The following is a 13,751-nucleotide window of genomic DNA, read 5'->3' as shown; positions in this document are numbered from 1 at the left end:
GGCGTTTCTCCTAACCGAGCCGGACGCGCGGATCGACGAAGGCGACCAACAGATCCGCGAGCAGATTTCCGATCAGCGCAAAGACTGCCGAGAACATCAGAAGGCCCATGACGACCGGGTAGTCGCTGTAGCCGAGACTATCGAGAAAGAGCCGCCCCATTCCCGGCCAGGTGAAGACGGTTTCGGCCACCAGCGCGCCCCCGAGGATCGTCGGCAATTGCACGCCGGCAAGGGTGATCATCGGCAGCAGAGAATTGCCGACGACATGCCGCATCAACACGCGTCGAGGCGATAGGCCCTTGGCCTTGGCGGTGCGGACGAAATCCTGGTTGATGACCTCGAGCGTGGCGGTGCGCATGTAGCGGCTCCACACAGCAATGTTGACAAGGGCAAGCACCAGGCTCGGCATGATCAGGTGGATCGCATAATCACCGAGCGAGCCATTGCCGACCGTGTACATGTTGCCGGCCGGCAGCCACTTCAGCTTCAGCGAGAAGATATAGATGGCGACAAGGCCGAACCAGAAGGTCGGGATCGACAGTGCCACCATGGCGCCGATGGTGGCGCTATAGTCGAAGATCGAATAGCGCTTGGTCGCACCCCTGATGCCGATCCAAGTGCCGAGAACGATCGAGATCGCCATCGAGGTGCCCATCAGGAGCAGCGTGGCGAAGAGGTGGCCGAGAATGATCGACAGCACCGGCTGGTTGTCGCGATAGGAATGGCCCCAGTCGCCCATCAGCATGTGCCGCAGCCAGTCGAGATACTGGATGGGCAGGGGACGGTCGAGGCCCATCTGCGCGGCGATCCGGTCGAGAGCCTCCTTGGTCATGCCCGGCGTCAGCGTATATTGGGATAGCGGACCGCCGGGTGCGAGGGTGAGAACGGCAAAGCCGATCATCGATACGAGCAGCAGCAGTATCAGGCTCTGCCAAAGGCGACTGAGGAGATAGCGAAGCATGGCATTCGTCTCCGACGGTGATGAGATGGGAAGCAGCCAGCCCTCCGACCCGCAACGGATCGAAGGGCTGGAACGGGACGGCTAGGCCTTGGCCCAGTACCAAGTGCCGACGTTCCATGTGTCGATGCGCACGTTGACGTTGGGGATGACGTTTTCAACCCCTACCTTGTGCCCGCGCACGGTCGCATATTGGAACAGCGGCAGAAAAGGTAGGTCGTGGCGCATGATCTCCTGGATCTTCTGGTAGACCTTCTTGCGCTCCTCCGGCACGAAGATCTGGCCGCCTTCAGCCAGGAGTTTGTCGACTTCCGGATTGGCATATTGCCAGGAGTTCTGACCGGCTCCGCCTTTGGCGGTGATTGCGGTGGAGCGGAAGTAATCCGACGTGTCGGGATCGGAGCCGGTCTGGAAGTTGATGCCGACGACGACGGAATCGAACTTCGACATTGTCCAATAATCGCCCCACATGACCGCCGGCGGCAGGTTGGAGATGGTGAGCTCCACGCCGATATCCTTGAAGGTCTGCTGCATGAACTGCTGCACCTGCTCACGGATATGGTTGCCGGCGGTGGTGGAGTTGGTGAAGGCGAGCCTGACGCCGTCCTTCACGCGAATGCCATCGGCACCGGGCTTCCAGCCGGCATCGTCGAGGATCTTCTTGGCCTTGTCGGTGCTGAATTCCTGCTTCGGCAGGTCTGGATTATAGTAGAAGGACTGCTGCGGTATGTAACTCTCGGTCGGCGTCGGCAGGCCGTAATAGAGCGCATCGATAATCGTCTGCTTGTCGATCGCGCAATAGAGCGCCTCGCGTACCGCCGGGTCCTTGAACTGGGGGCGCTCCATGTTGAAGCCGACGGATTCGACGGTGGCAGCGGGAACAACGGCGACGGCCTTGCCATCCAGCCCCTTGGCCTCGTCATAGTGATCCGGCGTAATCCATTGGAGGCCAACGACGTCGATATCGCCGGTCTTGAACTGCGTATAAAGCACCGTCAGGTCGGGAATATATTTGTAGACCAGGGTCTCGAGGTAGGGACCCTCCCCGTAATAGTCGGTGTTGGCCGCAAGCGTGATGTGATCGCCGGCGATGCGTTCGACCCATTTGAACGGGCCTGTGCCGATGGGCGCGTTGTTGAAGGGCGCGCTGTTCTTGTCCTTCTCCGCGCCAAGGATATGCTTGGGCACGATGAAGGTGGCGGCGAGGATCGACGGGTAGGGCGCAAACGGCTTTTCCATCCGCCAGGTAATTTCCGTCGGCGAGACGACGGTGAGATCGCGCACCAGCTCGTGACCAGTCTTGCGCCAACTGCGGAAATCCGGATCGACCATGAGTTCGAGGGTGAACTTGACGTCTTCGGCGGTGAACGGAGTGCCGTCATGCCATTTCACGCCGTCGCGGAGTTTGATCTTCCACTTAAGACCGTCGGCCGAGATGCCGCCGTTTTCGACGGTCGGGACTTCGGTTGCAAGCGCGGGAGAGAACTTGCCATCCGGGGTGACGTTGAAGAGCGGATCGAAGACGCTGAAATGGATACCCTCATCGACTTCGATGTGTATCAGGTGCGGATTGAAGACGGTCGGCTCCTGCGAAAAGCCGATGACGAGCTGACCGGTCGGCTTGGCGGGCGGTGCCGCGAAGGCTTCGCCGCGGCCGAGAATATTGGGCATGATCAGCCCGGAAGCGCCGAGCGCCATCATGGTCAGCGCCTGACGGCGGGTGGGTTTCAGGAGGATAGTGTCGTTTGCGTCGGACATGTTGTTCCCCTTTTTGTTGGTAGGACGTTGGCTGTTCTTCTCTCTTATTGTTTTTGCTGTCTTTTATTGGCGAGCAGGTCAGAAACCGCTGATCAGTTCGATCTTCGAACCGTCGTGGAAGCGGGAGAAACGGAAGTTCTTGGGATCGACGATCGGCGGCTTGCCGGTGACGATATCGGCCATCAGCCGCCCGGCGGCCGGACCGATGCCGAAGCCGTGGCCGGAAAAGCCGGTCGCGATATGGAAGCCTGGAATGCTGTCGATCGCGTCGATCACCGGCACGGCATCGGGCGTCACGTCGATATAGCCAGCCCAGCGCTGCGCGATCTCGGCCTTTTCGAAAACCGGGAAGGCTTTCTTGAGGTTGGCAAGCGCCGTATTCGAAAGCTTGGTCGATGGTTTCGGATCGAGAACGCGGCAATATTCGAAGGGGCTTGCCTCATCCATCGCCCAGCGGTCGGGAATGCGGACCTCGTCAAGAAAACGGCCGGAGAGGCGGAAATTCAGCGAGCGCCATTCCTTTTTGAACGCCGGCAAGAACTTGCCGGCATAGCGGAAGGATTTCGGCACGATGTCGACGATGTTCTCGTGACCGGAGGCGATGGTGTAGCCGCCATCCTGGCGCTTTCGCAAAGCAAAGCCGTTGGCCCAGATCGCCTGCTCGGGGCCGCCTTCCAGCGGCTTGGTGCGCAGTACGGAGTTCATCACCTTCAACTGCGGCAGGTCGAGTCCGAACATGCCGGCAAACAGGCTTGACCAGGCGCCGCCGGCGAGAACGACCGCGTTGCAGGCGATCGGGCCGCGCTCGGTGATGACGCCCGAGATTTTGCCGCCGGCCGTCTCGATGCCGCGCACGGCGCATTCAGTGAGGATCGTCGCACCCTTGTCGCGCGCGGCTTCGGCGATTGCCGGCGCTGCGCGTTGTGGTTCCGCCCGGCCGTCTGACGCTGTAAAGAGCGCGCCTTTCAGGTCTAATTGGGAGCCCGGAAAAAGGCTCTTGAATTCAGCGGCGCCAACCATGCGGCTATCGAGCTGATAGCCCTCGAGATTCCGGTTCCATCGCTCATGATCAGCATATTGCTTGTCGTCGGCGCAGGTAAAGACGATGCCCGCTTTCCTGTAGCCAGTGTCGCGGCCGGTGCGTTTGTCGAGCGTGCTCCAGATGCGCAGCGCCTCCGCCATCAGCGGTACCTCGCGCGGGTCACGCCTGGAAATGCGTACCCAGCCCCAGTTGCGGCTCGACTGCTCCTGGCCGATTCCCCCCTTTTCACAAAGCGCGACACGCAGACCGCGCTCAGACAGTTCGAGGGCTGTCGAGGTGCCGATGATGCCACCGCCGATGACGACGACGTCGACTTCCTTGGGCAATTCCGTATCCCCATGCACGGGGACTACATAGGGGCCGGGCATACTCAGTAAGACTCCTCTAGCTGGCAGTTGATCGCAAACTCCGCGACGCTTGCTTCGTTCGGCAGCTCGATCAGCATGGAAACGATGCGGGCGAGATCCTGAGGGCTCGTCATCTCGCTATCGGCCTTGCCGCTGATGCCGCGCGCCATGTCGGTTGCGACAAAACCTGGGCATATGGCCGTCGCGCGGATGCCGAGATCGAAACCTGCGTGGCGAAGCGCATGGGCGAGAGCGACAGCTGCGAATTTTGATACGGCATAAAGCCCGGATTTAGCGCTTTTGACCCGCTTGCCGGAAAGCGAACCAATGATAATGACGCGACCTCGGCCGCTTTCGGACAAAGCAGCCCATGTGGCTTTTGCCAGACGCTGCGGGGCTTTGACATTGACCTCAAACAGCTGGTCCATGTCGTTGTCATCAGCCTCGATGACGGTCTTGGGGATCATGATGCCGGCATTGGCAACGACTGCGTCGATGCGTCCGAAAGCATCGATTGCCGCATCGTTCCAGCGTATCCCGGCCTGCGCATCAAACGCGTCATAGGCAAAGACATGGACGCGGGCAGGGTCGGCCCAGGCCGGCATTTCCGGCTGCCGCATGCCGAGCGAAAGGCGCCAACCGCGGGCGGCCAATTCTTGCGCCAGGGCAGCACCGATGCCGCGGCTGGCACCCGATATCAAGGCGACGCGGTCTTCACTCATAGCCTTCTCCAATACTCGGTTCGTCATGATCGCTCCAAGATACGCCGATAGGTCCGGCGCAAGATGTCGAGGACCAGGTCGTGCTCTTCATCGGTCATCTCCGAAAAGAATTCGCGGGACTGCAGCGTCACCAGCCTGCGCACATGCGCAGCAAGCTGGGCGCCTTTGTCGGTGATGTAGAGGGCTTGAGCGCGGCTATCCTCCGGTGCGATTTGTCGCCGCAGGAGCCCATGTCCCTCCATCTGATCGACAAGCCGCCCCATGGCCGAACGGTCCTTGAAAATCACCTGGGCGATCGTGGAAGGGCGGATGCCGGGATTTCCATCGACAAGAAAGAGCGTGGTGATCTTGCCCGTACCCTGGGCGACATCGAGACCTTCGAGCTTCTCGTCGAGATCGCGGGACACCGCGATGTTGATGCTGCGGATGTAAAAGCTCAGCGTATCCTCGAGCACATCGATGTCGATGTCCTTAACAGAGGTAGGGCCATTCTTAGTCGGTGTCGTCATGGCACGGGGCTCGCGAAGGCAGCAGAAATCCACGCCCGCAATCCGTCAAGAAAGGGGATATCGCTGAGATGAACGACAATGGATCGTTTGAATTTTCGACGATATGAAACGTCGGATAGTGGACAAATGCAACTATTTTTTTCGACGTCGGTACAAATTTTAATCGCGGAAAGTCATTGCCTATTTCATAAGCTTGGTGCGCCGTGAAAAAGGCAACATGATCAGAAACATCCCGTTTTACATCCGCAGCAGTAGAGTCCCGGACAAGCGATCCCCTTTAAGCACTTGCTTCCCAGTCACCGCCGGGAATAGCTGCGACGAGGCGTTGCGTATAGGCGTGAGCTGGCGCCTGGAAAATCTGTGATGGTGGTCCATATTCGACGATCTCACCCTTGTACATCACCGCCACCTCGTCGCAGATCTGGCTTGCGACGCGCAGGTCATGGGTAATGAAGACCATCGCCACTTTGGTATCCTGCTGAATCTCGGCAAGAAGCTGAAGGATCTGCGCCTGAATGGAGACGTCGAGCGCGGACACGGCCTCGTCGGCTACGAGCAGCACTGGGTCGAACATCAACGCCCGCGCGATACCGATGCGCTGTCGTTGGCCTCCGGAAAATTCGTGCGGAAAGCGATCATAGGCGCCCTCGTCGAGGCCGACGCGTTTGAGCAGCCGCAACGCCTTGGCCCTGGCCTCCTGCATCGACATCGCGTGTGCCATCGGCCCGACCGTCAAAATTCGGCCGATCGTATGGCGGGGGTTGAGCGATGCAAACGGATCCTGAAAGATCATCTGGATATAGGGTCGCATCGGCCTGAACGCCTGATCAGACATGGTCGCGATATCGCGACCATCAAACAGAATCTTGCCGCCGTCCGAGTTCATCAGCTTCAAGAGCACGCGGCCGAGCGAAGACTTGCCCGAGCCCGATTCACCGACGACTCCGAGCGTGCGGCCCTTACGAATGGAGAAGCTGACATCGTTCACCGCATGCACAACCCGCGCTTTGGAGAAAAAGCCGCCACCGCTTCGATAGGTCTTGTTGAGGTTTTGCACCTCCAGCACGACAGGCGTGTCGGTGGCCCCCTCCCGATCCCTACCGGTCATTCGAGGAACGGCGGCGATCAGCCTTTGTGTATAGGGATGGGTCGGCTCCGTCAGGATCTGCAATGCGGGCCCCTGCTCGACCATACGACCCTTTTCCATGACGATAACCCGGTCGGCAATTTCAGCGACGACGCCGAAGTCGTGGGTGATGAACATGACGCTCATGTTCTTGCGCCGCTGAATCTTGCGAATGAGATCGAGAATCTGCGCCTGCGTCGTGACATCGAGCGCCGTGGTCGGTTCGTCGGCGATCAGGATATCGGGATCAAGCGCCAGCGCCATGGCGATCATCACCCGTTGGCGCTGGCCGCCAGACAGGCGGAAAGGATATTGATGCTGCAGCATGACAGGGTCGGGCAATCCAACCTCGGACAACAACTCCTGTACCTTTTCCTGCCGGCTCGAAGGGGTGCCGACCTTATGGGTCTCAAGGACCTCCAGGATCTGATCGCCGATCGTCATCAAGGGGTTCAGCGCCGAAAGCGGATCCTGGAAGATAATGGAGACAGCCCGACCGCGCAGCCCCTGAAGTCTTTTCGGATCAGCGCTCAAAAGGTCAATGCCCTGGAATCGGATGCTGCCGCTCGTGACCCGGATAACCGGCGCCAGCAGGCCCATGATGGCGTTCGCCGTTACCGATTTGCCGGAACCGGATTCACCGATAATGCAGAGAATGTCGCCCCTGTACAGATCAAAGGAGATATCCTCGACCGCATAGGCGCGCTCCATGTTCTTGGGAAGGCTCACAGTCAGTCCACGCACCGAGAGAACCGGATCGCTGAAGGCAGCGACATTCTGGATATGGGATGGGGTCATGGAAACCTTCCTTGCTCTGAACCAGGGACAACACGCCGTCTCAGCGAGAACTCGTGATTGACAGAAGCAAGAAGGATGCCGGCATTACCGGACATGACGCAAGCAGAGAAATTCCTTGAGCGAATATTCAATTTCACGACGTCTGTGGCTTTTCGCAATCGTCCTTTGACGTTCAGGCGCTATCGACATTTCCTAGTGCTTGCTGGCTTGTAGGATTGGGAAAAGCCCGCCGACCATCTCGGCGTGCAATACGGGTCTCTTCAAGTGGGTGTTGCTGAAGAGCCCGGGGATGTCACTCCGTCGGACAGGTCAATTCACAAAGGTCCGGGGCACAAGGCGCCGATGCTGGTCAAATATCTCAACATCATTGAACAGGACCACCGGTTTATCAAGAAGCTGAGCCGCCCGATGAGAGGCTTCAAATCTTTCTAGTCTGCGTCAGCAACCCTGGATGGCATCGCTGTGGCGCGTATGACCCGCAGTCACCAATTTCCAACCAGTGGCCAATCGGCATTTCAGCAATTCGCTGCACAATTGCGTCCGGCGATAGCTGTTTCTGCGGCCTAAAAAAGTTTGCGACAGCCAGCCCTAATCACGAGAAATTTGCCATTTGACGATTGGGCGAAAACACTGAGGTCCGAGCGCCTGGCGCTCCGCACGACCTCATCATCCACCAGGTCAACATCCTCGAGATGGAACGGCGAAAGCTATCGTCTCGCTCAAAGCCGCGCCAGAAAGGCAGGCTAAGATCCTTTGGGAAATCACTACGCGCGCAAGACGCCCCCGGCTCGGGCTACGCCCTCCCGGCCGTCTCATACGCGCGTAAAGCGTGGCCGACTTTTACTCCGCCGCGTGGCAGGGTTTTGCTCCGCCCTTGACACGCCTCTGAAAGATTTTTGCGTTCCGCGGGGTTGCTATCCGGGCGAAGGGCCTTCAGTAGGTCCTCCTTGAAGAATTGATGCGTAAGACCGAGCTGCGTTTCTTGCAAAAGGTTCAGTGACTGAAGTGACTTTACCGCACTGACCGATCCGCCGATCGCGCGGATGCATTGAATTCTTCAATCCCGATACTGCGCAGTTGTTCATATTCGGGAGCGCCGGGAAACAGCTTCGCCAATGTTACGAGGCCGCCCAGCAAGAATGCTCGATCAGCATCTCCTAGGCCCGCTCTTACGACCATTGCACCTAGCAAAGCCTGCTGACGCCGTTGAGCCGTTTGCTCAGCCGACATGCGGATGTTCCTTAGCCGTTCCAGACCTATGATCCGCCGGTTGAGACGTTTCAGAGGTGGTGAGAGAGGTCTCTTTTGTCTGCCTGCGAAATCGAGCGGCAATCTCGTTAAAGAGTGCGTCGATCTGCGTGTCGGTAATCTCCATCTCGGCCACGCCCGACTTTGTTGCCGCACGTGCAAATCGTTCGGCAGACTTAACTATCAATAATCTTTTACGTTCCATCAGCGCCTGAATTTGAGTGTCGAGATCTAGAACCGTTGATTTTGAAGCCATATTATCCATATCCCCGTGTCGGTGAAGCTAGGTAGATGCCATTATACTGACTAGTAAGAGTTAGTAAAATAGATTATTTTGATCCGATAGAACCCGTCAGGCGAAACAAATGCCTCGCGTTGGCGGTTCAGGGAGCGATTTGACGGATGCATACTGAACTAGACGGAGAAACGACTATTGCCGATCATGTTTGTTAGGGCACAACTGATCAGTCGAGGCGCTGGACGTTGCGTGATTGCCGCCGCCGCCTATCGCCATCGTAGCCGGATGATCGATAAACAGACCGGCATAGCCTACCGTTCTCGGGGCGATACCGCGGAACTGGTGCATGAAGAATTGGCGCTTCCTGCGGACGTGCCGACCTGGCTAAGCAACGCGATCGAGGGCCGATCCGTGGCCGGCGCCAGCGAGATCCTTTGGAATGCGGTTGAAGAGTTTGAGACGAGAGTGGATGCCCAGCTGGCGCGCGAGTTGATCATCGCACTGCCGGAGGAACTCACACACGAGGAGAACGTGACTCTGATGCGCGAATTCGTGCGCGATCAAGTGACAGCGCGCGGCATGGTCGCCGACTGGGTTTATCACGATAAGCCGGGGAACCCGCACGTCCATCTGCTAATGACCTTGCGGCCTCTGGCGGAAAATGGATTCGGGTTGAAGAAGGTGGCGGTCATCGACGATGACGGTCAGCCGGTGCGCATGCCGGCGTTGGATGCCTCGAAGAAGGGCAAGCAGGTCTATCTGAGATGGGCCGGAGACAAGGAAACGATGAGGGAGTGGAAGTTCGCCTGGGCCGAAATGGCGAGCCGGCATTTGGCGCTCGCCGGCCATGATGTTCGTCTCGATGGCCGCTCTTATGAGGAGCAAGGGATCGGCGGACTTGCGCGGCACCATCTCAGTCCGGCTAAGGCAGCGTCGCAGCGACAGGGCGCTCAGATGTTGTTCGCACCCGCCGAACTTGCGCGGCGGCAGGCCATGGCCGACCGGTTGTTGAGGAATCCCGAGCTGTTGCTGACCCAGCTTTCCAACCAATATTCCACCTTCGATGAACGCGACATCGCCAGAGCGCTCAACCGCTACATCGACGATCCCGCAGCCTTCGCAAATATCCGCGCTAAGCTGATGATGTCGGATGAACTGGTGCTCTTGAAGCCGCATCAGGCATATTGGGAGAGTGACGCGTCAACAGAACCTGCAGTCTATACAACGCGCCAGACGTTGCGCACCGAATGGGAGATGGTAAAATCTGTAGAGGTATTGGTAAGAAGCGGCGGCTTCGCGATTGGCGCGAAACGGGTACGTGCCGCAATCGAACGACTTGAACACCGTGATCCCAATCTGTTGTTCCGGTTGGATGCTGAGCAAGTGGATGCGGTACATCATGTTACCGGAGACAGCGGGATTGCGGTCGTCGTCGGCCTTGCCGGTGCCGGCAAGTCAACACTGTTGGAGGCTGCCCGACTTGCTTGGGAAGGTGATGGTCGGCAGGTGGTCGGGGCAGCGCTTTCGGGCAAGGCGGCCGAAGGTCTGGCGGTGAGCTCCGGCATCCAGTCACGCACACTGGCTTCTTGGGAGCTTGCCTGGAGCAAGGGCCGTGATCTGCTTGGGCCCGGCGACGTGCTCGTCATCGATGAGGCCGGCATGGTGTCATCGCGTCAGATGGCGCGGATGTTAAGGGCGGGAGAGCAGGCAGGAGCCAAGGTGATACTGGTCGGCGATGCCATGCAGTTGCAGCCGATCGGGGCAGGGGCCGCCTTCCGCGCCGTCGCCGAGCGCATCGGCTTCGCTGAACTGTCCGATGTGCGTCGGCAGCAACAGCAATGGGCCCGCGCTGCATCGAGGCAACTTGCCGAAGGCGCGGTGGAACAAGCGCTCGATGCCTACGCCGCCCAGGGTCATATCATCGAGACGCAATGCCGCGACGAGGCGATCGACAGGATCGTCGCCGATTGGTCGCAGGCAAGGAAGGAGCGTCCGGACGACCGCAAAATTGATCGCAAACAGAGCCCTACTCGGGACCAGACGGAAGCTATTCTTGATAGCCGCGCTTATCCAGATCCTCATCTAAGGGGCGACCAACTCTTAGTGCTTGCCCATACGAATGAGAGCGTGAAGCGCCTAAATGAGGCATTGCGTTCGGTGATAAAGGAGGAGGGGTTTTTGAACCATCCTCGCTCATTTCGGACCGAACGAGGCATGCGTGAGTTCGCCGCTGGCGACCGTATCATCTTCCTAGAAAATGCTCGCATACCCGATCCTGGCCGAACAAAGCCGACGATGCAGCCGGTCAAGAATGGCATGCTAGGCACGGTTATGTCGACGACGGATCGGTTTGGCGCTACGCTATTCACGGTACGCCTCGACAATGGCCATATGGTCGTATTCGGCGAACGTCATTATCGTAACATCGATCACGGCTATGCGGTGACAATCCATAAATCGCAAGGAGCGACGGTCGAGCGCAGTTTCGTGCTGGCGAGCGGCATGATGGACCGCCATTTGACCTATGTGGCGATGACCCGTCATCGTCATCGCGCCGACCTCTACGCAGCACGAGAGGATTTCGCGCCGCGGCGGCGATGGGACGGAAAGACACGCGTCGCCCATAGTGCCGGCGTGACCGGCGAACTTATCGAGACTGGTCAAGCAAAGTTCCGCGAGGGAAGCGAGGTTGATCCGACGCCCTATGCCGATCTCAGGACGGACGACGGCAAGCGACATCGAATGTGGGGCGTTAGCCTACCGGCAGCCCTTGCGCAAGCCAACATCAACATTGGTGATAGCGTTACGTTGCGAAAAGACGGAATGGAGCCCGTCACGGTCAAAGTGCCCGTTATCGACGAAGAGACGGGCGCGAAGCGCTACGAGGAGCGGCGGGTCGAGCGCAATGTCTGGACGGCAATTCGGGTAGAGTCAGCTGGGGAGAGACAGTCACGGATTGAAATGCAGAGTCATCGCCCGAAACTGTTCAACGAGCTCGTCGAACGCCTTTCGCGCTCGGGCGCCAAGTCGACGACACTCGACTATGAGGCGGAAGACGGCTACCGGCGATATGCAAGGGATTTCGCCCGCCAGCGCGGGATCGTCTGGCTGGCGGACAAGGTCGGTGCCATCGAGGATGCCGTCCACAGACAATTGGCCTGGTTCGCGGAAAAGAGGGAGCAGCTTGCTGCTCTCTGGGAACGGGCGGGCAATGCGCTATCGTCCGCTATCGAGAAGGATCGGCGTGTAATCTATGGCGACGCAAGGCACGTTTTGCGAGATATCGACTCGGAGGATGGTGTAGTCAGCGCGTTAGCACGCAGGGAGCTGGGACATTCGTCGACCGTTGCCACCGCAGCAATGCAGCGAACCTTGCGTTCAACTGATGCCTCCGCTCCACCAATACTTCCCGCGGTGACCGAGTTCAGGACGTCGATCGAGGAGGAGGCGCGCGATCGGACACTGGCTAAACCTCACTATCATCAGGCGCGAAAGGCCTTGACGCAGGCCGCGGAGCGCATATGGCGTGATCCGGCAGGCGCGGTGCAGATGATCGAAGATCTCGTCGTCAGAGGTGTCGCACCCGGTCGGATTGCCGCTGCCGTGGACAGCGATCCCGCCGCTTACGGAGCGTTGCGTGGCTCGGGCAGGATGTTGGATCGGTTGCTGGCTGCCGGGCGCGAGCGCAGGCAGGCGAGCGAGGCCGTTGCAAACGCCGCGACGCGCCTCTCCTCATTGGCTTCGACCTATGCGTCCTCGTTCGAGACGGAGCGTCAAGCCGTCGAAAACCAGCGTCGGCGCATGGGCATCGCCATTCCAAGCCTGTCGCAAGTAGCCCAACGCGAACTGACGCGAATTATGGCAATGGTGAAGCAGAACAGACAGTTATCGGAGGAGATGATCGCCGGGCTCGATCCGAAAATCCGGGATGAATTTGCCACGGTTAGCACTGCGCTTGATGCTCGCTTCGGACGCGGCGCCGTCTTGCGCAACGACAACGATCTAGTCAGCCTAGTGCCTCCTGAAATACGAAAGACATTCGGCGCAGTGCGAGATAACTTTAAAATCCTACAACAGATCGCTCGTCTCGATGAAAACCAGAGGATTATTTCAGAGCGCAAGGCGCGGGTTGCGGGTCAAACGCGGACCATGGAAAGATAGACCTGGGGCAACGGGTAACCATGCCTTAACATCGAGTCCGAGGAAAGAATACTCATGGTGCCAACCGATAACCACGAGCAAAGTGGAGTCTTCGATGGGGATCTAAAAGCCAGCCTCGCCCACTGTTTTGAGCGCATATAGGACTTGGACTGCCAACGCCGCCCATTTTGATCAATGCTCGGTTATCCGCTCGACGCTGGTTGATCAAGACGCCGGTTCAAAGGCCGGTATGATCGCCGCTGTTGAGACGGACCAGAAGGAGGAGACGCTCGCCGCGGAGACCGGCCAGCTCGAAGAGCCAAAGGCGTCACTGGCGGTCACCACGAGCGATGGAGGGAAGACGGTTAGTACCTCTGTCGCTGACAATGTTCAGAAGGCGGGAGATGCTCACGGCAAGCCGACGAACTGGGACGATCAGCACTCCGATCGATGGCACCATCCGGTCGGCCTCGATCAACAAGCCTATATTCCGAACAGCGACATCGGCTTCGTGTCGGTCGGGCAACCGGCCGTGGTCAAGATCGAGGCGTTCCCGTTCACGCGCTATGGCGTGATCCATGGTCGCGTGACGGCTGTCGCCACCGACGCCATTCCGGAGCCGGATGCCAACCAGCTCGCGGGCGATCCGACCAAGCTGCCACAGGCAACCGTGCCAACGGCGAATGTGCAGCGGGTTCAGAACCTCGTCTTCCCCGTTACCATCAAGCTCGACAGCAGCGTCATGAACGTTGACGGCAATTCGGTAACGCTGTCTCCCGGCATGGCCGCGACGGCAGAGATCAAGACCGGTAGACGAGGGATCCTCGAATATCTGTTCTCGCCGATCGTCGAAGTCACGTCGTAG

10 protein-coding genes and 1 pseudogene are annotated in these 13,751 nt (G+C 58.9%); 3 read left to right on the top strand and 8 right to left on the bottom strand.

The genetic code is table 11. From position 1 onward, the window contains the following. Positions 1-10: 10 nt before the first annotated feature. The 6 genes from AB8B29_RS26445 to AB8B29_RS26420 form a co-directional block, all read right to left on the bottom strand. Positions 11-961 (bottom strand): ABC transporter permease, encoded by a 951-nt coding sequence (locus AB8B29_RS26445; RefSeq protein ID WP_439006832.1) that lies wholly within the window; start codon positions 959-961, stop codon positions 11-13. A gap of 81 nt (positions 962-1,042) precedes the next feature. Beyond that, the gene (locus AB8B29_RS26440) at positions 1,043-2,716 is read right to left on the bottom strand and encodes a peptide ABC transporter substrate-binding protein (protein WP_112442171.1); all 1,674 of its coding nucleotides are present in this window, start codon (positions 2,714-2,716) and stop codon (positions 1,043-1,045) included. 78 nt (positions 2,717-2,794) lie between these two features. Then, the gene (locus AB8B29_RS26435; protein WP_439006831.1) at positions 2,795-4,126 is read right to left on the bottom strand and encodes an NAD(P)/FAD-dependent oxidoreductase; all 1,332 of its coding nucleotides are present in this window, start codon (positions 4,124-4,126) and stop codon (positions 2,795-2,797) included. 2 nt (positions 4,127-4,128) lie between these two features. Next, a complete protein-coding gene (locus tag AB8B29_RS26430; protein ID WP_037191069.1) occupies positions 4,129-4,827 on the bottom strand; it encodes an SDR family NAD(P)-dependent oxidoreductase in 699 nt (232 codons plus the stop codon). A 23-nt stretch (positions 4,828-4,850) separates the two neighbouring features. Continuing rightward, entirely contained in the window at positions 4,851-5,336 is a 486-nt protein-coding gene (locus AB8B29_RS26425; protein WP_047555692.1) for a MarR family transcriptional regulator, read from the bottom strand. A gap of 277 nt (positions 5,337-5,613) precedes the next feature. Beyond that, entirely contained in the window at positions 5,614-7,260 is a 1,647-nt protein-coding gene (locus tag AB8B29_RS26420; protein WP_439006830.1) for an ABC transporter ATP-binding protein, read from the bottom strand. A 348-nt stretch (positions 7,261-7,608) separates the two neighbouring features. Here AB8B29_RS26420 and AB8B29_RS26415 point away from each other — a divergent pair. Further along, positions 7,609-7,827, top strand: a pseudogene (locus AB8B29_RS26415) (DDE-type integrase/transposase/recombinase); the annotation flags it as partial. Positions 7,828-8,271: 444 nt separating this feature from the next. On the opposite strand, the gene AB8B29_RS26410 reads toward AB8B29_RS26415, so the two are convergent. Next, a complete protein-coding gene (locus AB8B29_RS26410; RefSeq protein ID WP_037191065.1) occupies positions 8,272-8,490 on the bottom strand; it encodes a conjugal transfer protein TraD in 219 nt (72 codons plus the stop codon). Next, entirely contained in the window at positions 8,480-8,764 is a 285-nt protein-coding gene (locus AB8B29_RS26405) for a TraC family protein (RefSeq protein WP_047555898.1), read from the bottom strand. Before AB8B29_RS26405 ends, AB8B29_RS26410 begins: the two co-directional genes overlap by 11 nt. Positions 8,765-8,941: 177 nt before the next feature. Between AB8B29_RS26405 and traA the strand changes: the two genes are divergently transcribed. After that, entirely contained in the window at positions 8,942-12,907 is a 3,966-nt protein-coding gene (traA, locus tag AB8B29_RS26400) for a Ti-type conjugative transfer relaxase TraA (protein WP_439006829.1), read from the top strand. A 229-nt stretch (positions 12,908-13,136) separates the two neighbouring features. Continuing rightward, the gene (locus AB8B29_RS26395; RefSeq protein WP_092575335.1) at positions 13,137-13,751 is read left to right on the top strand and encodes an HlyD family secretion protein; all 615 of its coding nucleotides are present in this window, start codon (positions 13,137-13,139) and stop codon (positions 13,749-13,751) included.

Origin of the sequence: Rhizobium sp. 11_C7_N12_5, assembly GCF_051811145.1 — a bacterium.
GTDB lineage: Bacteria > Pseudomonadota > Alphaproteobacteria > Rhizobiales > Rhizobiaceae > Rhizobium > Rhizobium lusitanum.
This window is presented reverse-complemented; position numbering and strand designations above follow the sequence as displayed.